Here is a 20,977-nt window from a genome sequence, read left to right as displayed (position 1 = left end):
ATCCACCTGCTCATTCGTACAAATACACCTTGCTGCCCTTCTTGACTTCCGTCCCCGCCGCAGGATACTGCTTCGTTACGATGAAGTCACTTTCGGCAGCCGCATCTTCATCCATATCGTATGACAGCGAGTCGCCTGCCAATATACCTATCGCCTCGCTGGCCTTCTCACCTACTACATCCGGTACCTGCACACGTTCCTCATCAGCTTCCTCCTGGCTTTCTTCATCAGGAGAAATATTGAGATATCTCAGGGTATCGGACAGTATCTGCTGGACCCCCGGCGCCGCTGTAGTACTTCCATATCGGACTCCCTTAGGACTGTCTGCTATGACCAGCACCGCCACTTGCGGATCATCCATCGGCGCCATAGCTATACAGGACGAATAAGTATCCTCAAGATATCCTGTGCCTTCATCGTTGACTTTGTTGGCAGTTCCCGTCTTGGCACCTACCTTGTAGCCTTCGACTTTGGCAGTTCCGCCACCGCCTTCATCTACTACATACTGCATTATATCGCACAGTTCGTCGGCTGTCTCTTTGGAAACTACCTGGCGCACGACCTTTTCATCGAATGTCTCGACCGTATTGCCGTCGGAATCCCTCAACTCTTTCACCAGTCTCGGCTGCATCAGCTTCCCATCATTGCCGAAAGCGCTCACTGCCGTTATCAGCTGTATCGGCGTGACCGCCACTCCATGACCGAAGCCTATGGTCGCCAGCCCTACAGGGCCTGCCGAATCCTCATCCTGAAGTATGGCTGTACCTTCTCCCGGAAAATCTATCCCTGTCTTTCCCGTTATCCCAAAAGTAGCCATATAATCATAGAATTTTTCTATACCTATCTCTGTAGCCAGCTGAACGAGCACCGGGTTACATGAATTGCCGACAGCCTGCTTGAGAGTCTGCGTCCCGTGAGGATTCTCGCTTCTCCAGCAATGTATGGTCTGTCCGGCCACCTCTATAGACCCGGTACAGGTGTACGTTGAATCCAGATCTGTAACACCTTCTTCAAGAGCTATGGCCGTTGTCAGTAATTTGAACGTGGATCCAGGCTCATATGCGTCGGATATGAGGAAGTTTCTCCACATCTGGTTCCAATATGTCACCTTTTCACTGTCGGACATGCTCTCCAGCTTTTTCTGTTCCTCCTCATCCAGCGGTGTCGTCGGATCATTGAGGTCGAATTCAGGAGTCTGAGCCATGGCCAGTATCTCCCCGGTCTTCGGATTCATCACTATAGCCATCACTCTTTCAGAGCTTGTGGACTCCTGTACCTGAGCTATAGCCTTTTCCGTGTAATGTTGTATCACCTGGTCTATAGTCGTCACGATGCTGTATCCGTCCTCAGCCTGATAATATCTTTCCTCTCCATATGACAGCCTGTTGCCGCCTGTATCGGTATAATTGACCCATCTTCCCGCGATACCGCTCAGATATGTATTGTATTGCAATTCCAGGCCCGAGCGTCCTTCGTTGTCATCGTTGACCGTTCCCAGTGTATGGGAGGCGAAAGCCCCCAGAGGGTAGCTTCTCTTGGTATCCTCGGCGATTTCCACACCCGGCAGATCAGCGTCTCTTATCTTGTCAGCGGTGTCCTTATCCACTCCCTGCTCTATCTTGACGATGCTCTGCTCCTTGGTCACCTCGCTTTTGACCTCTTCATAATCAAGTCCCAGTATTTCCGCCAGGCTCTGAGATACCTTCTCGATATTCTCATTTTTCTCGGCGTTGGTCTCCCCGGATCTCACGTCCGACGGCCGCACCCATATGGTGTAGCATGTGACGCTGACTGCCAGTTCGTTACCGTTAGTATCATATATAACGCCTCTGTCAGCCTCTATCGGCGTATCTCTCGTCTGCTGCTCCACTGCCTTCTCCGAGTACTCGCTGCCCTTCACTATCTGTATCCATCCCAGCCTCAGGCAAAGCAGAAGCAGACATACGAAGACTATGATGAGAATGATTATCAGATTTTTCTTGCTGCTGTTTAATGATGTCACTTTACTCCCCTTTAACTTTGTTCCCCTTTAAAAAGCGACCCCGGACATGGTAATCAGCTTATTCTGCCCGGGTATCACAGTTACATTTTATTATCTTTAACTACGACATATTATACTTTTCATCAATTATTTATAGGCTTTTTCCTTGATTATATCCGCAAATCCATCCTCCGGGATATCGCTGCCGGAAATATATACTTTATCTCCATCGCCGGGATATATCATCTTGAGCTCACTCGTAGCTTTGCTCTCTATGCGGTCCACATTGTTGGCACTGTAGACCTTCACCTGCAGGTTCTCTATCTCTCCCATCAACGCGCTGTTTTCACGGATCATGGAATTTATATCATATCTCAGCGTAGCCGAGTATGCCGTTATTATTATCAGCATTATCATGGCTATCCCTGCTACCAGCACCAGCGAAAATGCTGCTTTTTTCCCGTTCCCCAACGGCAAAGCCACTTTTTTCGTTCTTCGCTTTCTGCGGCTTCTCCTCTCCGGCTCCGGCTGCGGCTTCATATCCAGCCCGTATTTCTGATATTTTTCCTGGTATTCATACCATCTTTCAGGTGCTATCATGTACTACCCCTTCTTTTCTATCACTCTCAGCTTGGCGCTTCTGGCTCTGGGATTCCGTTTCAGCTCTTCTTCTCCCGCGACAATAGGTTTGCCGGTGACCTTGTTCACATCCGACACCTTGCCGCATATACACACCGGGAATTCCTTAGGGCATGTACACGGATTCAGCCTGCGGTTGAATGCCTCTTTGACTATACGATCCTCCAGAGAATGGAATGTTATGACGCATAGCCTTCCTCCCGGCAACAGCACGTCGCAGAATCGATCTATCGCCCTTTCAAGCTGTTCGAGTTCATTATTCACTTCTATCCTTACAGCCTGGAAAGTCCTCTTGGCAGGATGAGGTCCCTCTCTTCTGGCCGATGCCGGGATGGCCGCCTTTATCACGTCCACCAGCTGGCCTGTGGTCTCTATCTTGCCGGTTTTTCTCCGTTTAATGATGAAATCACTTATGCGTGACGCCCATTTTTCCTCGCCGTATTTTCTGATGACTTCCGTCAGTCTGTTTTTATCATATCCATTGATCACGTCGTAGGCGGAAAAGCCATCGTCTCTGTTCATTCTCATATCCAGCGGCGCATCGTGCATATATGAAAATCCACGCTCCGCGTTATCCAGCTGAAAAGAAGAGACTCCTATGTCCAGCAAAGCGCCGTCTATACCGTTTACCCCCAGTTTTTCCAGTATATCCGTGATTTCCGAATAATTTCCGTGAACCAATTCTACCTTGCATTCCATATCCGAAAGCCGCTTCCCTGCCGCTTCTATAGCGTCTGCGTCTCTGTCTATTCCGATCAGCATACCTTTCCGGCTCAGATGTTCCGCTATCCCGGAAGCATGTCCGCCCCCTCCCAGCGTCCCATCTACATAAATGCCGTCGTCTCTTATTTTCAAATTGGATATGCACTCCTCATATAAGACCGGCACATGTTTAAAATCCATACTGCTCCATGCTTTCCGCCACTTCACTGGCATTCATCAGCTCTCCCGTATCCGGGTCGATCTCATCCTTCCAGTATTCCTTGCTCCAAACTTCTATGGTTTTGTTGCTTCCTATCGTCACCAGATCTTTTTCTATACCGGCATATTCCCTCAGATCCTGAGGTATGGTCAGCCTTCCCTGCTTGTCCACATCGCACTCGGCCGCCGATGAGTAAAAGTGCCTTCTCAGCTTTCTTGCCTGAGGATTTCCTGTCGGAAGGATATCCAGCTTCTCCTCCACGAATTTCTCCCACTGATCTTTAGGATAAATGGTCAGACACCGATCCAGAGCCTTGGCGATGATACATCTGCCCTCCAGCTCGTCCCTGAATTTTGCAGGCACTATTATCCTAGACTTGCTGTCTATTGAATTGTAATACTTGCCTACAAACATTTAGTCTCCTCCCATTTTTCGTATCTCCATTTTAAACCACTTCAAACCATTTATCAACAAATTCACTCCACCAGCGGACACTTTTGCTCAAAAAATAAAAAAGAGACGAGAATCGTTTTATTCTCGTCTCGTCAAAAACACTATATATTGTATTCTCTTTCAGCAATACGCCATCATCTTGTTTTTGTGACGTTTTTTTATCTTTTCACGTCCCTCCACTTCGTCCTCTGTCACAGTTCCTTTATCACCCTGGCAGGAACGCCTCCAACCACCGTCTTCGGCGGCACGTCCTTCGCCACTACAGCTCCGGCCGCTATGATCGCTCCATCTCCTACTGTGACTCCCGGCAGCACAGTAGAATTGGAACCGATCCAGACCTTGTTCCCTATGTGTATGGACTCAAGATGATGCAGGTGCCGCTCATCCGGATCCATGCCGTGGTTGATGGTAGCAAAAACCACATTGGAACCAATCAATACATCGTCGCCTATGTATACACCGCCCTGATCCTGAAAATGGCAGCAGAAATTAATGAAGACGTTCTTCCCAACATGTATGTTCTTTCCGCATTCAGTATAAAAGGGAGGAAACATCTTGAAAGACTCATCGACCGGGTTCCCCGTCAAACGCGAAAAGATATCACGTACCTCTTCAGGGCTGTGATACGAATTGTTCAGCTCGGCCGTGATACGCATCGCCTCATCGGCAAGCAGATCCAACACTTCTCCCGCATCAGTCCCTCCAATTACTGTATTGTCCTTCTCCAGGTGCTTTAAAAGCTTCTCTATACTCATAATGACATCACTCCTTACATTTCCTGCCGTCGCCGCAGCTATTCCCCACGCCGGCTCCCGGCGCCTGTGGTCTTGGCCGTTTCATCCGCATTTCGTCTCCTTCAAAAATCCGGAACTCATGATGTTATTATATCTGTCGCACCTTTACATGTCTAATTGCTATATCACATCGCTGGATATGCTCCCGAGGAATCGCTTTTCACACTGCTCACGTCACCGCTCATGCCAACGGCACGGTTTACAGCTTGATCTCCACCGGCGCATCCAGCCGCAGGCTGTCCTCTCCCACGATACAATCGTAAGCCAACACTTCCACACCGACCTTCTGCGCTTCACGGAGCACTTCTCCGAACTCAGCGTGAGTTCTGTCGTTAGGTCTGAAAAAATCTATCCCTTTCATCTGTATGACGAAGATCACACAAGCCACGTACCCCGATAACGCCGCTCCCATAAGCTCCCTTATATGTTTAACGCCTCTCTCAGTCGGAGCGTCGGGGAACATCGCCGTCCCATCCTCTTCCAATGTCACGCCCTTCACTTCCACCAGCGCCTCTCTGCCAGTCTCGTCCTTCACATAAAAATCCAAACGCGAAGCCCCGTACACATATTCACTTTTTACAGCTTTGACCTTTCCCATGCCACCTATCCTAAGCTTTCCGGATCTCAGCGCCTCCCCCACCACCTTATTGGGAGCCTGAGAATCTATATTGATGAGGATCGGTCCTCGCGCGGTCTCCTTCGTCACACCGATGAGAGAATATTCCAGTTTTCTTTTCCCCATCCTCCCGCGAAAATCCTCCATTATCAGATCCGCACCTGCCACCAGCAGCTCGCGGCACCTTCCTGTATTTTTCACATGTGCCCGCCGCACACATCCTCCGGTCTCCACTTCAGCGATGAATCTATTGGGCCTTGATATGAACTTTCCTCTGCATATCTTTTCGTATCTCATGATCTGATTTTACCAGATTTTCTTTAAATAAATAAAAAAATGTTACATTTTTATTATATTTCATTCATTTTACTTGAAAGGATTTACCATAAAGTGTAGAATATCGGTAAAGTTTATACCAAAATGTCTGTCTACAGGAGAATTGCGATGAAAAAGAAAAAGGGATTGGTTTTTTTGATTCTAGCCGTATTGGCCTTTTCCATGTATTGCCTGACAGGATGCGGCGAGGAAAAATCAGGAAATACCATAAGCGAACCTGATATAACTGTCGATTATCTGCACGGTGAGTACAGCGATCAGCTTATGACCGACGGAGCGGTCACCATGCTTGGTTCCATCGACGTGACACAAAATGGCGATTCCTACAGCATCACCATAACGGAGAAAGAGGTAGTACCCAACTCCGGATACGAGGACGGATACTATATAGCTGATACCAATATCACAAAAGAGGCTGAGATAGGCCTGTACGCCAGAATGACCTCCATGGTTGACGGCGAAGAGGTGGTCGTCGACGCGGCAGAGCTTATGGAAAGCAATGAAGCTGCAGACGACGATGATTCCCAGCAGCTCTACACGATTTACCTGATGGGAGATTCCGCCGAGCTGATATTGGCAACAGACCCTGCAAGCGTTATCACGGAATAGCCTCAGACCTGAAAAGAGTTGAAAAAACGCGCCTGCCGGGCGCATATCGAAATAAGTAAAGCCACCTTGTTTCCTTGGCCGGATAGGTGGCTTTACTAAGTTAACTTATTTCGCCGGAACGGGTAGGGCACGTTACCTGTCGGCTGCCTTGTTAAGTATATTATATGCCATTGGTTTACTGTTGTCAATAAAGCACCTTGAATGCAGTTGTCCCCTGTTGTATAATGCTTTCAAGAGGAATCAGAGACACGGTGGACGGTCTGCCCCTTGAGAAAGGGGGTGATGAGTATGTACATAACCTTGTCAGAGCTTTTAGCTTTCTGCACATTCGTTATTGCTCTCATCGCCTTGGTCGTAAAGATTAAGCGATAAAGTTTTACATAAAGTAAAACACCCGTCCTAAATTGCCGAAGTTGGACGAGTGTTTTTCATTCACCATTTGAGGCAAACCGTTCACGGATTCCTCTTTATGTTTATTTTATGCTATATACGTTCAAAAGTCAATATATGCGGTTATTTCCGTAATGATATATAAAACAAAACCCCGCAAAACCCAATGAAAGGAGAAAAGCGAGGTAATGTACAAGGCTGTAATGATACACCCTCAAGTCGCATTGATTAAGCCTGTTTTATCCGTTTTTGCTCCGACAGAATCATATACAAAAATAAAGAAAATCCCCTGTAATTTCAACGCTTCCGCTGATTTACAGGGGTTTATCGTTTTTCTACACATTGAACAGGAAGTGCATCACATCTCCGTCCTTTACGACATAATCCTTGCCTTCGGAGCGGACAAGCCCTTTTTCCTTAGCGACCGACAGCTTCCCGCCGCATTCCATCAGTTTATCGTAAGCGATGGTCTCCGCACGGATGAAGCCCTTCTCGAAGTCGGTATGAATCTTGCCGGCGGCTCCCGGAGCTTTTGTGCCATTCTTGATGGTCCACGCCCGTACTTCCGGTTCGCCTGCCGTCAGGAAGGATATTAGATCAAGCAATCGGTAAGACGCCTTCACCAGCTTGTCCAATCCTGACTCCTTTATTCCCATCTCTTCCAGGAACATAGCCTTCTCCTCATCGTCCAACTCAGCCATCTCCGACTCGATCTTGGCACAGACCACGATAACTCCCGCGCCTTCTGTTTTCGCGAACTCGCGAACTTTTCTTATATACTCGTTGTCCTCGGAAGCAGCGTCGTCTTCCGAAACGTTGGCCGCGTATATGACAGGCTTGTAGGACAGAAGGTCGAGGCTCTTCACGAACTCCGCTTCATCCTCATCCAGCTCCATGGCTCGTGCCGACTTTCCTTCTCCCAGGAAATCAGCTACACGCTTCAGTATATCCAGCTCCTTCTGCAGGCTCTTGTCCCCTTTGAGATTCTTTGTAGTCTTCTGTATCCTCCTGTCCAGCACCTCCATGTCCGACAGTATCAATTCTGTGTTTATGGTCTCTATATCGGAGATGGGATCTATTTTTCCATCCACATGTACCACGTTGGAATCATCGAAGCATCTGACCACATGAACGATAGCCGCCACTTCACGGATGTGGCCCAGGAACTTGTTCCCCAGCCCCTCGCCTTTTGAAGCTCCCTTTACGAGCCCCGCTATATCATAAAACTCGATCGTCGCATATACCGTCTTTTTCGAATCATACACCTCATGGAGTGTGGTCACCCTTTCATCCGGCACTGTCACTACGCCCACATTAGGCTCTATGGTACAGAACGGATAATTGGCGGCCTCCGCTCCTGCTTTGGTAATAGCATTGAAAAGTGTGCTCTTTCCTACGTTTGGCAGTCCTACGATCCCTAATTTCATAATATGTTCTCCTTATCTATCTTTCTTTTTTGCTCTGTAATGTCTGTATAAGATCACATAGGCGATAACGCACACTATGATGATCGTCAGGCTCAGTACCTGAGCCTGCCTGAATGGACCTATCATCAGGCTGTCGGTCCTCAGTCCCTCCACGAAGAATCGCTCCGCCGAGTACAATATGCCGTATAGCAGCAGCGTCTGTCCTTCAAACTGCCTTCTGTTGTCCACATATATGAGAAACAGAAAAAGCAGGAAGCACCATATAGACTCATAGAGGAAAGTTGGATGCACCGTCTGTCCGTTGACCGTTATGGCCCACGGCAGATCTGTAGGTCCTCCATGGGCCTCTGAATTGAAATAGTTTCCCCATCTCCCGATGGACTGGGCGATAGCTATAGAGGGTACAGCCAGATCCATCAGATTCAGCGGTCTCACCTTCCATATCCTGCACAATACCAGTGCCGTGGCCATCCCCAGTATCAACCCCCCATGTATGGCCAATCCGCCCGCTCTCGTATTGAATATGGAAGCAAGGTCGCCGGAATACATGGACCAGTTGAATATGACGTAATAGAGCCGTGCGCCTATGATGGCGGCCGGGATGCAGAAAATCATGAAATTTATCATCTGGTCAGCAGTCAGATGGTGCTTTGGCGCCCGCCTGCAGCATATCACCGCGGCGATTATCATGCCGGATGTTATCATCACGGCATACCACATTATATCTATTCCGAAGACAGTAAAAGCTACGGGATCCGGTGGGTTTGGCATGTCGTCCTCCTCATAATCCTACTCGCAAAATTTTCTTCTCCACGCCCTGTCATCATACTTTCTTGATGAACTTAGTCCCACAGTGAGGGCATGTTATATTGATTTTTCCGGCGCCTTTAGGTACCCGCAGCTTTTCCCCGCACCCAGGACATCTCATGATCTTATGAGTTTTATCTCTGCCTGAACGCTTTCCTGCTCCGGCATACCCTCCAGCTCCATAAGATCCCCCGTCTGAGCTTCCCGTCTGATTTCTTCTGAACCTGGCCGTAAGCTGAAGGAACTTCTGGTTTTCCCTGTACCTGGCATTGATGTTCCTGGAAAACATCCTGCAATATACATATATGAGCAGCGCTATCGTCAACAGGTCCAACAGTCTCCATCTGACGAAAATATCGACGACGATCACCACCAACGCTATTATCAGCAAAAATCTGTTGAGATTATCAGTTCCGTATCTTCCCCTCATCAGATTAGCAAACCACATCCCGAATCTGTTCATCCAAATACCTCCTGCGCGGCTTCCACGGATTTCATCGCGTCCTTACAGTAAAAATCCGCTCCTATCCTCTCAGCATAGTCGGCTGTCAGCACGGCGCCCCCTACCATCACACGACAATCAGGAGCCGCTGCCCTTATGGCGGTTATAGTATCTTCCATGCTCTTCAGCGTAGTCGTCATCAGCGCGCTGAGGCCTACCAGCTTGATATCCCTTTCCACTACCGTCTCCACTATCTTTTCCGCCGGAACATCCCTTCCCAGGTCTATCATCCTGTAACCGTAGTTCTCCATGATGACTTTCACGATATTCTTTCCTATATCGTGGATGTCTCCTTTTACAGTAGCTATCACTACTTCTCCCAGGGATACCGACTCCTTATCGGACTCGGCCAGTCTCGTTTTTATCACATCAAATCCGGCCTGCGCCGCCGTTGCCGCCTGGAGCATCTGTGGCAGAAATATGGTCCCCTTCTCGAATCCTTTTCCCACATTGTCCAGCGCAGGTATGAGAAAATCATTGACCAGTTCCATCTCGTCGTGAGACTCGAGCAGCTCCTCCACAGCAGCTACAGTCCCAGCTTTTATACCTTTCTCGATACAGCAAAATATATCGCCGTCCCCTTCTGCTGTGTCCTTCGCCTGCCCACTATCAGGTGCGGCTCCGCCGCCTTTTTTCACCAGACGGCCAGGCTCCATTACTGCTTCACCATAACGCTCGATATATCTCGCGGCATTTTCATCGACATTCTTCAGTACATTGAAGGCAAAGATGGCCGACATCATCTCTTCCTCATTAGGGTTTATTATGGGAAGATCCAGCCCGCACTCCATTGCCATGGCCAGGAACGTCCGGTTGATAATGACTCTCATCGGAAGACCAAAGCTGATATTGGAAACACCAAGTGCTGTCTTGAGCCCCAGCCTTTCTCTGACCATCTTCACAGCTCTGAGAGTCTCGTTTACTTCTTTCTGCTGCGCCGATGCCGTAAGAGTCAGACAATCTATTATCACATCCTCCTCCGGTATGCCGTAATCTGCCGCCCTCGCGGCGATCCGCTCCGCTATGGCAAATCTTCCTTCGGCTGTCGCCGGTATGCCATCGCCATCCAGTGTCAGCCCTATCACGGCGGCGCCGTATTTCTTTACCACAGGTAAAATATCGTCCATCACATCAGGCTCGCCATTGACGGAATTGACTATCGCTTTTCCGTTATACACCCGAAGAGCCGCTTCGATGGCCGCAGGATCCGATGAATCTATCTGCAACGGTGTTCCTGTGATGGCTTGGAGTTTTTTCACCAAATCCGGCAACACTGCCGATTCATCCAAAGACGGCACACCTACATTGACATCCAGTATTTCCGCCCCGGCATCGATCTGTTCCACGGCCTGATTCAATATATAATCCATATCTCCATCCAGCAGTGCCTGCTTCAGCCGTTTCTTACCCGTAGGATTTATCCGCTCTCCTATGACAGTCACATGATCCACATGGACCACATCTGTACCGCTGCATATCCGAAGGCCGCGTTTTTCCTTTCCCGCCGCATGTTCTTCTTTCCCGGCAGCCCCCGGTACGCCATTTTTTATCAGCTCATCCCTGCATTCGGCCAGTCCCGCTATATACTCCGGTGTTGTACCGCAACAGCCGCCTACCATGTTGATGCCTGCCTGCATATATTCTTTCATGGTCTCGATGAACTGGCCGCATGTGATGTCATACTTTCCCGTCTCCGGGTCAGGCAGTCCCGCATTAGGCTTGGCGAATACAGCCACTGACGTGAGTTCTCTGAGCTCTTTCGCCATCGGCAGTATCTCCACAGGTCCAAGTGAACAATTTATGCCAATGGCATCTACTCCAAGACCTTCCAGCGTCATAGCCATCGCTTCCAGGCTGACTCCCGTGAAGGTCCTTCCGTTATCTTCGAAAGTCATGGAGACCATCACCGGCAGTCCCGAATTTTCCTTGACAGCCAGGACCGCCGCTTTGACCTCGTAAAGATCTGTCATCGTCTCGATGACCACCAGATCTGCGCCGTTGTCTTTCCCCGCCGTTACCAGATCCGTGAAAGCCTCATAAGCCTCCTCAAATTTCAGGGTACCCATAGGCTCCAGCAGCTCTCCCAATGGTCCTATGCCAAGAGCCACCTTCACAGCTCTGCCTTTGTCCCCGGCCTCATCTCTCGCTTCACAGGCAGCTTTCATGGCGAGAGCTACAGCCTCATGGAGAGGTCTGTCCAGCTCTTCCGTCTTGAACCGGTTCATTCCAAACGTTGATGCATATATGATGTCAGCTCCCGCATCTATATACTGGCTGTGTATGTCCTTCCATATCCGAGGATGCTCCAGGCCGAATTGAGTCGTCGTTTCATCCGGAGCCATCCCCGCCCTCTGAAGCATCGTTCCCATTGCCCCATCCAATATATATATCTTGTCGTTAAAATCAATCGCCACAGGATTTCCCCTCTCTTCTAAGTGTACACTTATCTCTCAGGACACATTCTTCACACGTAGCCAGCCTTCCTGTCACAGGGTGATCCGCCAGTCCTATGAAGGCTGTGACCGATTTCCTCGGTATCATGAGGCTGTCAGCAGTCACGTTAAGCCCGATCTTCCTCTGACCGTCTATATATGTCACTACAGTCTTCTGAAGCTCAAGCGGGGAATCTCCATACCCCGGACTGAACCGTTCAGTCATGTATCCATCCACATGTTCTCTGATATACGCTTCAAAGTCGTCACACATCATCTCCGTCAGCACCGAAGCGCCGCTGTCCATTATGACCGCTGCAGCCATGTCCGTGACCTGTGCTTTCCTTATAGCGTTGTCCACGCCTATCCCCAGCGTGAGCGCCATCACCACCACCTTGCGACATCCTTCCAGATGCTTTTCCAGGGAAATCCCGGATATCTTCACATCATGCCGATCCATGACACGGTAGATCGCCTTTGGTCTTGCTGCGACAAAAATAGTCTTTTCAACATCATCCAGCTTCTTCATCAACGCCGCGTCATCACTGCCTGCTGATCCCAATGCCGCCAGCCACCGCATCCGTGGAATAGACGCCTTTATCTCCAGATTCATCTCTTCTCCCCTCAGTATCGGTCTTTAAAGCAGATCCTTTATATTATCGTATACTTTGATAGCCACATCCGCGTTGTTCATGATGTAGACATGGATACCGTCCACGCCATTGGTTATCAGGTCTCTTATCTGGTTCGACGCATACTCTATGCCCGCTTCAAACAGCTCCTCAGGCTTGTTTTCATAAAAACCTATCATCTTGGTGAAATCGTGAGGCAAGCTGGCTCCGCTGAGAGCCACCGTCCTCTCTATCTGCCTGGAGTTGACGATAGGCATTATCCCCGCCGATACAGGCACATTTATCCCCAGCATCCTGGCCTTACCGATGAATTCATAGAAGAGTTGGTTGTCAAAAAACAGCTGTGATATCAACGCTTTGACGCCGGCTCCTATCTTGTACTTGAGATTCTGTATATCCTCGTCCAGCGATTTGCTCTCGTAATGGCCTTCCGGGTAACAAGCTCCCAGTATCTCTATATCATCGTTGCACTTCCTCTGTACTTCGATAGCCAATTCATTAGCATGATGGAAATCCTTCTTTATTTCCTGGTCAGGCACGATGTCTCCTCTGAGGGTAAGCACATTTTCTATCTCTGCCGCCTGAAACCTGCCTATCATCTCCTTGACGTCTTCTCTGGACGAATTTATACAGGTGAGGTGCGCCAATGTCTCTATGCCAAATCTCTTCTTTATAGTCGACGCTATCTCGCAGGTGTAATTATCAGTCATGCTACCGCCCGCGCCGTATGTGACACTGATGAAGTCAGGCTTGCACACCGACAGTTTCTCGACCGTATCATATATGGTATCGATATTGGCCTTCTTCTTTGGAGGGAATATCTCCATGGAAAAAACAGGTTTCTTATTCTGAAACAATTCAGGTATCTTCATAATTCTCACTTCCTGTCATCATGTGATCAAAAAAGGTATCTTTTAACAGTATATTATACATCTAAAAAGGACGCAATGCAATCTTTCCCAAACTGTGATATACTGTACCTCAGCAAAGGAGACACGATATGAAACAGTTCAGCAAATATTTCGATCATACGCTCCTGAAGCCTGACGCTTCACGGAGCGACATACTCAAGTTATGCGGCGAAGCCGCTAAATACGATTTCGCATCGGTATGTGTAAACGGCTGTCATGTGGCTGCAGCCTGTGCTGCCTTGAAGGACACAGATGTAAAGACAGCCGCCGTAGCCGGTTTTCCATTGGGAGCCATGTCAACCGAGGCCAAGGCTGCGGAAATATCAGACGCGCTGGAAAACGGAGCCAGTGAGATCGATGCAGTGATAAATATCGGCGCTCTGAAAGAAAGCCGATACGAGTACATAGAAGATGAGCTCGCGACGCTGGCCGCCATCTGTCACGAGGACGACAGTCTGCTGAAAGTCATACTCGAAACATGTCTGCTCACCGACGAGGAGATCGTAAAGGGCTGTCAGCTGGCCGTGAAGGCAGGTGCGGATTTTGTCAAGACATCTACCGGCTTCAGTACAGGAGGCGCGACGCCTCGCCATGTGGCACTCATGAAAAAAACCGTCGGATATGACGCCCTGGTAAAGGCTTCCGGCGGTATAAAGACTCTTGAAGATGCGAAGCAAATGATAGAGGCCGGTGCTGACAGGCTTGGCTGCAGCGCCTCCGTCCACATCATCGAAGAACATCTCACACAGTCCTCCAGGTCATGACATTGTCCGTGAATCCGCATTCCAGCTCGCCCCTGTCCTGCAGATATGTCAGATAGCATTTGGTGGTAGAGGACAGGAGAGCGTGCTGGGAAACAGTCGTCCTCATTCCCATAGTCTCGTACATCCTCTTCAATATCTCATCCAGCGATATTTCGTCGCTGCATATTTTCTTTATTGACTCTATTATCCTCTCTATATTAGCCCTGTTCAGGTCGGCAACTTCCGATATATCTGTCTCGGCTATCCCGTGAGCCGGTATGAAAAGCTGCCCTTCCAGGTTCTTTATGAACTCCAGCGTATCCAGATAGCCGCCTACATCGTAGAGATATCCGAAGCTCCTCTTTTCCAGATATCTGCGGCTGAGATAGGAATCCGCCAGAAACCAGACATCATCGGATGTCTTGACTCCTATCATCCCGAAGGTATGGCCCGGAAGATATACCCACTCTATCCCTTCCAGACTGTTTTTTTCTATGGAGCGAAACCCTATCATCCCCGGATGGGAAAATATCGTCCGCAGCTTCCTGCATGGAAATCCACCGTTCATATACGCCGCTTCCAGATCGGAATAGTGAGCGAAGGCCATATCGTATTCCGTACAGTAAGCCGGTATATGATATTTCTTCATGAGATACTCGTTACCACCAAGATGATCGATATGGGTGTGAGTGTTGATGATGTAGTCTATCGACCATCCCTGCCCGCTGATCATCTCGTCTATCTTCTCGCCGTCTCCTTTGGCCCCGGTGTCAATGAGGCACACTCTGCCGGGAGACGTCATATACACGCCTATGTTGGTGCTGTGCTCTATATAATATGTCCTTTCCCCTGCCTGTCTCAGTTCCATACTTCCGAATTATCTCCCCGTTCTAACATATCCGCGGAAGCCCTTCACCGTAAAGGACGTCAAATCTCCGCGTAGCCCCCAGGCGTGTCTTTATATACGCTCCGGAGCCTTTCTTCACTCTGCCTATTATAGCCGCGTCCTTTCCATGGAGTGTGCTTCGCATTGCTTTCAGAGCTCTTTCGGCATCCTTTTCCGGCACTACCGCTATCATCTTGCCCTCGTTACCCATATAAAGCGGATCCAACCCCAGGATATCGGCAAAACCCTTCACGTCCGCATGGACAGGTATGCTGTCCTCGTCCAGCTCTATCATACATCCGGAACTGTCAGCTATCTCATTTATGACTGTACCAAGGCCTCCACGAGTCACATCCCTCATGGCCCTCACATCTGATCCGCATCGGAACAAGCTCTCTACTACGTCGTTCAGCGCTGCACAATCACTCTCTATGTCGTTATCTATCGCCATCCTGTCACTTAGGATACAGGCATGATGATCTCCCAGATTCCCCGATAATATCACCACATCGCCTGGCTGGCAATTGGCGCTGCTCACATCCCTTCCATCAGGGATCTCTCCTATGCCTGTCGTGTTTATATAAAGTCCGCCGCTGCCTTCTACGACCTTTGTATCTCCGGCCACCACCATGACCCCGGCCTCCCGTGCCTGCCTGGCCATGGAGCCTACGATACTGTCCAGCAGCTCCGTATCCAACCCCTCCTCCAGGATGAATCCGCAGGTGATATACCTGGGTATGGCACCCATCATCAGCAGATCGTTCACTGTTCCGCAGACACATAGCTTTCCTATATCTCCGCCCTTGAACACCAGTGGTGTCACTACGAAAGAATCAGTGCTGCAGGCGATCCTGCCGTTTACTGACAGCACGGCCGCGTCCTCCATTTTATCCAGGATCTCGTTTTTAAAATGCTTTCCGAATATATCGCTCATAAGCTGAGCTGATGATTTGCCCCCACTCCCGTGAGCCATTGTTATCTTCATATCTGTCTCCTCAATGAACGTTCCTGTACCATATGCCGCAAGCCCCCTCCGACGAAACCATACAAGGGCCGAAAGGTTTCACCGGATCACATCCCCGTCCGAACATCGGACATTCATCAGGGTTTATCCTCCCTACGATCACATCTCCACACCGGCACTGGGAAGGAAGCTCCATATCCTGATACAGGTCTCTGCTTCCGCCGTCGTATCCGGCCAGTTCCTCTCTCAGATAAAGCCCGGACTTCTCTATTATGCCAAGCCCCCTCCACATGGCAGGACCTGTCTCGAAAGCTTCTTCCATAATAGCGACAGCTTTTCTGTTGCCTTCATCCTTTACCGCGTTTCTATAGAGATTTTCCACCGCGGCGCCGCCGGTCTCTATCTGCCTGACTATCCTGTATATGGATGCCAGTATATGCTCCGCTTCAAACCCTGTCACTACAAAAGGCCTGTGATATCGTTCTGCCAGTGGCTTATACACATCGCTTCCCGTTATGACGCTGACATGACCCGGGCATATGAATCCGTCCACATCCTCCTGGTTTTCGCAGATCCATTCCAGCGCTACCATTACAGTCTTCAGCGCCGTTACCAGCTTCACATTCCTTATCCCTCTTCGCGCCGCCTCCTGTACCATCATGGCATAAGTCGGCACTGTTGTCTCGAAACCGACTGCCGCCACCACATATGTGCGGCCCGGATCTCCAGCGGCTTTTTCCAGCGCCTCAAAAGGAGAATACATGATATCCACATTGACGCTGCCGTTCCCCTTTGCCTCCGACAGACTGCCGGAGCTTCCCGGTACCTTCATCATATCGCCGAATGTCAGCAACGTGTGATTTTCCCGTGAGGCGTATTCTATACACCTGTCGATGTATGCTGTCGGCGTGACGCACACAGGACATCCCGGACCCGAAATAAGCTTTATTTTATCGGATATCAGGCTCCTTATTCCATTTTTGAATATAGCAGCCGTATGAGTGCCGCATACCTCCATGATCTTGAGAGGTCTTCCGTCATACGCCGCCAGATAATCGATGATCTGTTTTACATCCATTGTATTATTGCAGCTCCTCCAGTTCGGTAAACAACTCCATAAGCTCCTGGGCCTTATCATGCTCCATGACCTCTATGGCGCATCCTGCGTGGACCAGCACATACTGACCTACCTGCGGTTCGACAAGACCTGTATTGACATCTACTGTATTGCCATTAAAATCAACTTTAGCCTTTCCCTCTGAAAGCTCAAGTACCTTTCCCGGTATCGCTATACACATATCATTTCCCCCTAATGATCCCGGCCTTTGCCGGGAACTGAATCCGATTCTCCGAATCCTTATTATTATACAATTATTTGGGCGATTCGTAAACATGTTGAGTGGGGCTCATCATATAAAAGGCGAAATCTCTTACACACCCTATCCACCGCCTAAAAAAATATTTGAGCTTCCCCACCTTAGGCTTTATAATATTACCTGTAAGTCAACTGATTTTGAAAGCAGGTTTTTATGCATGAATATCCTATAACGGAACAGATAATAAAAATAGCCGGAGAGCACTGTAAGAAATCCGGTGGTTCCAGAGTCACAAAGGTGAACCTGGTCATCGGCGATTACTCCGGATATGTGGGCGAATCGGTCCAGATGTACTTCGACATAATCTCTCAGGACACCATATGTGAAGGAGCCGTCGTGGAAATACAACACGTAAAGCCTAAGCTCAGGTGTACCCGGTGCGGTGAACTTTTCGAAAAAAGACCGATGACCTTCGACTGTCCCAAGTGCGGCGGCCAGGGAGAGCCTACCGACATAGGCAAGGAATTTTACATCGAAAGCATCGAAATAGAATAAACCATATTTGGAACGGAGGTATTTAAAATGCACGATATACGAAAGATAAACGTCATGGAGGGAGTCCTTGATGAGAACGACCACATAGCAGAGCACATAAACGAACATATGACGGCTCACGGCGTCCTCGTGGTCAACGAAATGGGCGCACCCGGCGTAGGCAAGACCACAACACTTAAAAATATCGTCAAACACCTCGATGTCAAGCCTTACGTGATCGAGGGGGACATCGAGTCCGATATAGATACGCAGGATCTCAACTCTCTGGGCATCGAGACTCACCAGATAAACACTCATGGAGAGTGTCATCTTGATGCTCCCCTGGTGGAGCACGCGACAGAGCACATGTCTTTCCCTGAGCCCGGAATACTGTTCATCGAAAACATAGGTAATCTGGTATGCCCGGCCGAATTCACCATCGGAGAGCACGTGATGATGCTCATCTCCACCGTCACGGAAGGAAGCGACAAACCGTACAAATATCCACTGGCTTTCGAGAAAGCTGATATCATACTTATAAACAAAGTGGATCTGGCTCCGTATCTGGACTTTGATGAAGAATATTTCATGAAAGGCGTACGCGCTCTCAACAAGACAGCGCCCGTATTCAAAGTATCCGGCAAGACCGGCGAGGGTTACGAGGAGGTAGCTAAGTGGCTGCAAGACAGAGCGAAAAAATTAAACTCTGGGGAATAGTCCAGGGTGTAGGGTTCAGGCCTTACGTGGCCAAGACAGCCGAAGCCCTGGGTATTAAGGGACAGGTCCTCAATATAGGAGGGCTGGTGGAAATAACTGTCACAGATACACCGTCCCGCATATCATCATTTATAGAACACATCATAGCCGACAAGCCGGCTCCTGCCGAAATAGTCCACATCAGGCGCGAGCCGGTTTCTTTTCGTGACTTCGACTCTTTCACCATCGTCACCAGCGCAGAAGGCGACGATGAAACGGCCATGCTCCCCGCTGATCTGGCGATCTGCCCCGACTGCTTCGACGAGCTTTACTCTGAAGGCGACCCGCGGTATCAGCATCCTTTCATAAGCTGCATGAAATGCGGCCCCAGATACACCATCATAGACAAGATACCTTATGACAGGCACAACACATCCATGGTGGATTTTCCCATGTGTGATTTCTGCGAAAATCAATATACAGATATCAATGACCGCAGATACCATGCCCAGACTATCTCATGCCACAACTGCGGGCCGCAGTTGCTCTGGCAGGAAAATCCGGCTGCGTCTCCACGCCGAAGCTTCCTGACAGATAAAAGCCTTCGAGCAGACAGTGGGCTACAATTAAACGGGGACTGCGAGATACTGGATCACGCGGCAAAAGTGCTGAAAAGCGGCGGCGTCATCGCCTTCAAGGGTGTAGGCGGTTATAATCTGGTGGCAGATCCCTTCAACGTGACCGCGACAACAACGCTGCGGGAAATAAAGAAACGCGAATCCAAACCCTTCGCGGTGATGTTCAGGAGCGTAGAGCAGATAGAGCGTCACTGTTACGTGAACAATACCGAAAAACAGTTATTGGAATCATCCGCTCGTCCTATCATACTGCTTGAGCATCGAGATACGGACTGCGATGAAATAAACAGAAGCCGCTTCATCGGCAGCTTCCTGCCGTCCTTTGCCGCCCAGTATATGCTGCTGGACCGCATAAGTCCCCTGATATTTACCAGTGCCAACCTTTCCGACATGCCGATGATAAAGGACGAAGCGGAGATGATGGAAATGATGGAGCACGAGCCCCTCATCGACGGCATGATATACAATACCCGAAGCATACGGATACGGGTCGATGACTCGGTGGTCCGCGTCATCGACGATCAGCCGCAGATGATAAGGCGTTCCAAAGGTTACGCGCCGGTACCCCTCTATATCAGCATCGATGAAACCGACGCCTGCAAAACTTCCGAACGAAGCCATAAGTCCAGAGTGGACGAAGCCCTTCCCCTTTCAATCTTTGCCGCAGGCAGCCAGCTAAAGAACTCCTTTGCCTTGACAAAGGGGTCCTTCACCTACATGAGTCAGTTTTTCGGCGATATGGACACGGTGGAAAATCAGACGCTATATGAAGAAAACGTAGGCCGTCTCCAGGACCTCTTCAGGATAACCCCCGATATCGTCGTCTGCGACATGCACCCTCTTTACTACACCACCGGATTCGCCGAAAGGTACGCTGCCGAGCGCGATCTTCCCCTGGTAAAGGTCCAGCACCATCACGCCCATGTAGCGTCTGTCATGGCTGAAAACGATATAAAGGGCAAAGTCATCGGAGTCAGCTTCGACGGCACCGGCTACGGCACCGACGGTTCCATATGGGGAGGCGAATTCTTCATATGCGAAGGCGGCGACTGCCAGCGCATCGCACACCTGAAATATGTGAACATGATAGGCGGCGATTCTTCCGTTAAGGATGCCCGCCGCTCTGCTCTCAGCTATATCTATGCCTTCGACAACGGATATCTTTCCATACGGCCTTACGATGACGACGGATTTTCCGGCCACGACCTTCCTCGCCGGATCGCCGTCGATATCTCCGATATCATCGACTACGGCAGAGAGCGCCTTCTGGCTGCTGACGATCACCGCATCGTCATGTCCGCCCTTTCGGCAGGTATCAATACTGTACACAGCTCCAGCATGGGAAGGCTTTTCGACGGAGTGGCCGCTCTTCTTGGTATAAAGGACTACAACGATTACGAAGGACAATGCGCCATCATGCTGGAGGACGCTGCCGCATTTGCCCGCAAGCACCCGGGGGAAGATATCGCCTCTGATCTGGCTCTGTCGTTTCATGAGAGGATATCCGACATGATACTGCAGCAATGCCTTGCAGCCCGTGCAGAGCACAAGGTCTCCCAGGTGGCTCTCACCGGCGGGACCTTCCAGAACAAGATACTGATGGAGGATGTACTGGAAAAGCTGAGGGCTAATGGCTTCACTCCTTATTACAACATCTCCGTCAGCCCTAATGACGGCGGCATCGCGCTGGGCCAGGCTTATGTGGCAGCTCATCGAGGAGGAGAATATGCAGGTTGATTTTCCGTAACA

Annotated in this window: 22 protein-coding genes; 6 read left to right on the top strand and 16 right to left on the bottom strand. The window is 49.6% G+C overall.

Annotated elements, in window-relative coordinates; translation table 11 throughout:
• Positions 1-10: 10 nt before the first annotated feature.
• The 6 genes from ACQY69_RS11825 to sfsA form a co-directional block, all read right to left on the bottom strand.
• Positions 11-2,002: a penicillin-binding transpeptidase domain-containing protein gene (locus tag ACQY69_RS11825; protein ID WP_428260722.1), complete on the bottom strand. Its 1,992-nt coding sequence runs from the start codon at positions 2,000-2,002 to the stop codon at positions 11-13.
• Positions 2,003-2,128: 126 nt separating this feature from the next.
• Positions 2,129-2,581 carry a cell division protein FtsL gene (locus ACQY69_RS11820; protein WP_428260721.1) on the bottom strand — a complete coding sequence of 151 codons (453 nt, stop codon included), beginning with the start codon at positions 2,579-2,581 and terminating at the stop codon, positions 2,129-2,131.
• A 3-nt stretch (positions 2,582-2,584) separates the two neighbouring features.
• Positions 2,585-3,523: a 16S rRNA (cytosine(1402)-N(4))-methyltransferase RsmH gene (rsmH, locus tag ACQY69_RS11815; protein ID WP_428260720.1), complete on the bottom strand. Its 939-nt coding sequence runs from the start codon at positions 3,521-3,523 to the stop codon at positions 2,585-2,587.
• Entirely contained in the window at positions 3,513-3,956 is a 444-nt protein-coding gene (gene mraZ / locus ACQY69_RS11810; RefSeq protein ID WP_428260719.1) for a division/cell wall cluster transcriptional repressor MraZ, read from the bottom strand. The genes rsmH and mraZ overlap by 11 nt, the downstream gene beginning before the upstream one ends.
• A 230-nt stretch (positions 3,957-4,186) precedes the next feature.
• A complete protein-coding gene (locus tag ACQY69_RS11805) occupies positions 4,187-4,750 on the bottom strand; it encodes a DapH/DapD/GlmU-related protein (RefSeq protein WP_428260718.1) in 564 nt (187 codons plus the stop codon).
• A 238-nt stretch (positions 4,751-4,988) separates the two neighbouring features.
• Positions 4,989-5,702 (bottom strand): DNA/RNA nuclease SfsA, encoded by a 714-nt coding sequence (sfsA, locus tag ACQY69_RS11800; protein ID WP_428260717.1) that lies wholly within the window; start codon positions 5,700-5,702, stop codon positions 4,989-4,991.
• A 147-nt stretch (positions 5,703-5,849) separates the two neighbouring features.
• Between sfsA and ACQY69_RS11795 the strand changes: the two genes are divergently transcribed.
• Together ACQY69_RS11795 and ACQY69_RS11790 are read left to right on the top strand one after the other, a co-directional pair.
• Positions 5,850-6,350, top strand: a complete 501-nt coding sequence (locus tag ACQY69_RS11795) for a hypothetical protein (RefSeq protein ID WP_428260716.1) — start codon at positions 5,850-5,852, stop codon at positions 6,348-6,350.
• Between the two features lie 282 nt (positions 6,351-6,632).
• Entirely contained in the window at positions 6,633-6,722 is a 90-nt protein-coding gene (locus ACQY69_RS11790) for a putative holin-like toxin (RefSeq protein ID WP_428260715.1), read from the top strand.
• A gap of 353 nt (positions 6,723-7,075) precedes the next feature.
• On the opposite strand, the gene ychF is transcribed toward ACQY69_RS11790, so the two are convergent.
• The 6 genes from ychF to metF are packed head-to-tail and all read right to left on the bottom strand — an operon-like array spanning position 7,076 to position 13,412.
• The gene (gene ychF, locus ACQY69_RS11785) at positions 7,076-8,167 is read right to left on the bottom strand and encodes a redox-regulated ATPase YchF (protein ID WP_428260714.1); all 1,092 of its coding nucleotides are present in this window, start codon (positions 8,165-8,167) and stop codon (positions 7,076-7,078) included.
• 12 nt (positions 8,168-8,179) lie between these two features.
• On the bottom strand, positions 8,180-8,938 hold the full coding sequence (gene lgt, locus ACQY69_RS11780) for a prolipoprotein diacylglyceryl transferase (protein WP_428260713.1): 759 nt from the start codon (positions 8,936-8,938) through the stop codon (positions 8,180-8,182).
• A 52-nt stretch (positions 8,939-8,990) separates the two neighbouring features.
• A complete protein-coding gene (locus ACQY69_RS11775; RefSeq protein WP_428260712.1) occupies positions 8,991-9,437 on the bottom strand; it encodes a hypothetical protein in 447 nt (148 codons plus the stop codon).
• Complete coding sequence (locus ACQY69_RS11770) at positions 9,434-11,890, bottom strand: homocysteine S-methyltransferase family protein (protein ID WP_428260711.1); 2,457 nt, start codon at positions 11,888-11,890, stop codon at positions 9,434-9,436. The genes ACQY69_RS11775 and ACQY69_RS11770 overlap by 4 nt, the downstream gene beginning before the upstream one ends.
• Positions 11,880-12,521: a methionine synthase gene (locus tag ACQY69_RS11765; protein WP_428260710.1), complete on the bottom strand. Its 642-nt coding sequence runs from the start codon at positions 12,519-12,521 to the stop codon at positions 11,880-11,882. Before ACQY69_RS11765 ends, ACQY69_RS11770 begins: the two co-directional genes overlap by 11 nt.
• Positions 12,522-12,545: 24 nt before the next feature.
• Positions 12,546-13,412, bottom strand: coding sequence for a methylenetetrahydrofolate reductase [NAD(P)H] (gene metF, locus ACQY69_RS11760; protein WP_428260709.1), 867 nt, complete (start codon positions 13,410-13,412; stop codon positions 12,546-12,548).
• A 128-nt stretch (positions 13,413-13,540) separates the two neighbouring features.
• Here metF and deoC point away from each other — a divergent pair, with 128 nt between their 5' ends.
• On the top strand, positions 13,541-14,215 hold the full coding sequence (gene deoC, locus ACQY69_RS11755) for a deoxyribose-phosphate aldolase (RefSeq protein ID WP_428260708.1): 675 nt from the start codon (positions 13,541-13,543) through the stop codon (positions 14,213-14,215).
• On the opposite strand, the gene ACQY69_RS11750 is transcribed toward deoC, so the two are convergent.
• Genes ACQY69_RS11750 through ACQY69_RS11735 form a run of 4 tightly spaced genes read right to left on the bottom strand, consistent with a single transcriptional unit; the run spans position 14,193 to position 17,342 of the window.
• Positions 14,193-15,062: an MBL fold metallo-hydrolase gene (locus tag ACQY69_RS11750; RefSeq protein WP_428260707.1), complete on the bottom strand. Its 870-nt coding sequence runs from the start codon at positions 15,060-15,062 to the stop codon at positions 14,193-14,195. The genes deoC and ACQY69_RS11750 overlap by 23 nt on opposite strands.
• 22 nt (positions 15,063-15,084) lie before the next feature.
• Positions 15,085-16,065, bottom strand: a complete 981-nt coding sequence (gene hypE / locus ACQY69_RS11745) for a hydrogenase expression/formation protein HypE (protein WP_428260706.1) — start codon at positions 16,063-16,065, stop codon at positions 15,085-15,087.
• A 10-nt stretch (positions 16,066-16,075) separates the two neighbouring features.
• Positions 16,076-17,122 (bottom strand): hydrogenase formation protein HypD, encoded by a 1,047-nt coding sequence (gene hypD, locus ACQY69_RS11740; RefSeq protein ID WP_428260705.1) that lies wholly within the window; start codon positions 17,120-17,122, stop codon positions 16,076-16,078.
• A gap of 4 nt (positions 17,123-17,126) precedes the next feature.
• Positions 17,127-17,342 carry a HypC/HybG/HupF family hydrogenase formation chaperone gene (locus tag ACQY69_RS11735; RefSeq protein WP_428260704.1) on the bottom strand — a complete coding sequence of 72 codons (216 nt, stop codon included), beginning with the start codon at positions 17,340-17,342 and terminating at the stop codon, positions 17,127-17,129.
• Between the two features lie 231 nt (positions 17,343-17,573).
• Here ACQY69_RS11735 and hypA point away from each other — a divergent pair, with 231 nt between their 5' ends.
• From hypA to hypF, 3 genes are read left to right on the top strand one after another with little or no spacing between them, the layout of a single operon-like run.
• Positions 17,574-17,915, top strand: coding sequence for a hydrogenase maturation nickel metallochaperone HypA (gene hypA / locus ACQY69_RS11730; protein WP_428260703.1), 342 nt, complete (start codon positions 17,574-17,576; stop codon positions 17,913-17,915).
• Positions 17,916-17,942: 27 nt separating this feature from the next.
• Positions 17,943-18,611 carry a hydrogenase nickel incorporation protein HypB gene (hypB, locus tag ACQY69_RS11725; RefSeq protein WP_428260702.1) on the top strand — a complete coding sequence of 223 codons (669 nt, stop codon included), beginning with the start codon at positions 17,943-17,945 and terminating at the stop codon, positions 18,609-18,611.
• Positions 18,569-20,965, top strand: coding sequence for a carbamoyltransferase HypF (gene hypF / locus ACQY69_RS11720; protein ID WP_428260701.1), 2,397 nt, complete (start codon positions 18,569-18,571; stop codon positions 20,963-20,965). Before hypB ends, hypF begins: the two co-directional genes overlap by 43 nt.
• The last annotated feature ends 12 nt before the right edge of the window (positions 20,966-20,977 follow it).

The organism is Gallibacter sp. Marseille-QA0791 (assembly GCF_965119705.1).
Taxonomy (GTDB): domain Bacteria; phylum Bacillota; class Clostridia; order Peptostreptococcales; family Anaerovoracaceae; genus Lentihominibacter; species Lentihominibacter excrementipullorum.
The sequence above is the reverse complement of the archived record's forward strand: the minus strand, read 5'-3'. Positions and strand labels throughout refer to the sequence as shown.

Bases quoted from the DNA above. Each gene is read 5' to 3' on its own strand.
- ACQY69_RS11820 (WP_428260721.1), bottom strand. From the start codon at position 2,581: ATGATAGCACCTGAAAGATGGTATGAATACCAGGAAAAATATCAGAAA.
- rsmH (WP_428260720.1), bottom strand. From the start codon at position 3,523: ATGGATTTTAAACATGTGCCGGTCTTATATGAGGAGTGCATATCCAAT.
- mraZ (WP_428260719.1), bottom strand. From the start codon at position 3,956: ATGTTTGTAGGCAAGTATTACAATTCAATAGACAGCAAGTCTAGGATA.
- ACQY69_RS11805 (WP_428260718.1), bottom strand. From the start codon at position 4,750: ATGAGTATAGAGAAGCTTTTAAAGCACCTGGAGAAGGACAATACAGTA.
- sfsA (WP_428260717.1), bottom strand. From the start codon at position 5,702: ATGAGATACGAAAAGATATGCAGAGGAAAGTTCATATCAAGGCCCAAT.
- ACQY69_RS11795 (WP_428260716.1), top strand. From the start codon at position 5,850: ATGAAAAAGAAAAAGGGATTGGTTTTTTTGATTCTAGCCGTATTGGCC.
- ACQY69_RS11790 (WP_428260715.1), top strand. From the start codon at position 6,633: ATGAGTATGTACATAACCTTGTCAGAGCTTTTAGCTTTCTGCACATTC.
- ychF (WP_428260714.1), bottom strand. From the start codon at position 8,167: ATGAAATTAGGGATCGTAGGACTGCCAAACGTAGGAAAGAGCACACTT.
- lgt (WP_428260713.1), bottom strand. From the start codon at position 8,938: ATGCCAAACCCACCGGATCCCGTAGCTTTTACTGTCTTCGGAATAGAT.
- ACQY69_RS11775 (WP_428260712.1), bottom strand. From the start codon at position 9,437: ATGAACAGATTCGGGATGTGGTTTGCTAATCTGATGAGGGGAAGATAC.
- ACQY69_RS11765 (WP_428260710.1), bottom strand. From the start codon at position 12,521: ATGAATCTGGAGATAAAGGCGTCTATTCCACGGATGCGGTGGCTGGCG.
- metF (WP_428260709.1), bottom strand. From the start codon at position 13,412: ATGAAGATACCTGAATTGTTTCAGAATAAGAAACCTGTTTTTTCCATG.
- deoC (WP_428260708.1), top strand. From the start codon at position 13,541: ATGAAACAGTTCAGCAAATATTTCGATCATACGCTCCTGAAGCCTGAC.
- ACQY69_RS11750 (WP_428260707.1), bottom strand. From the start codon at position 15,062: ATGGAACTGAGACAGGCAGGGGAAAGGACATATTATATAGAGCACAGC.
- hypE (WP_428260706.1), bottom strand. From the start codon at position 16,065: ATGAAGATAACAATGGCTCACGGGAGTGGGGGCAAATCATCAGCTCAG.
- hypD (WP_428260705.1), bottom strand. From the start codon at position 17,122: ATGGATGTAAAACAGATCATCGATTATCTGGCGGCGTATGACGGAAGA.
- ACQY69_RS11735 (WP_428260704.1), bottom strand. From the start codon at position 17,342: ATGTGTATAGCGATACCGGGAAAGGTACTTGAGCTTTCAGAGGGAAAG.
- hypA (WP_428260703.1), top strand. From the start codon at position 17,574: ATGCATGAATATCCTATAACGGAACAGATAATAAAAATAGCCGGAGAG.
- hypB (WP_428260702.1), top strand. From the start codon at position 17,943: ATGCACGATATACGAAAGATAAACGTCATGGAGGGAGTCCTTGATGAG.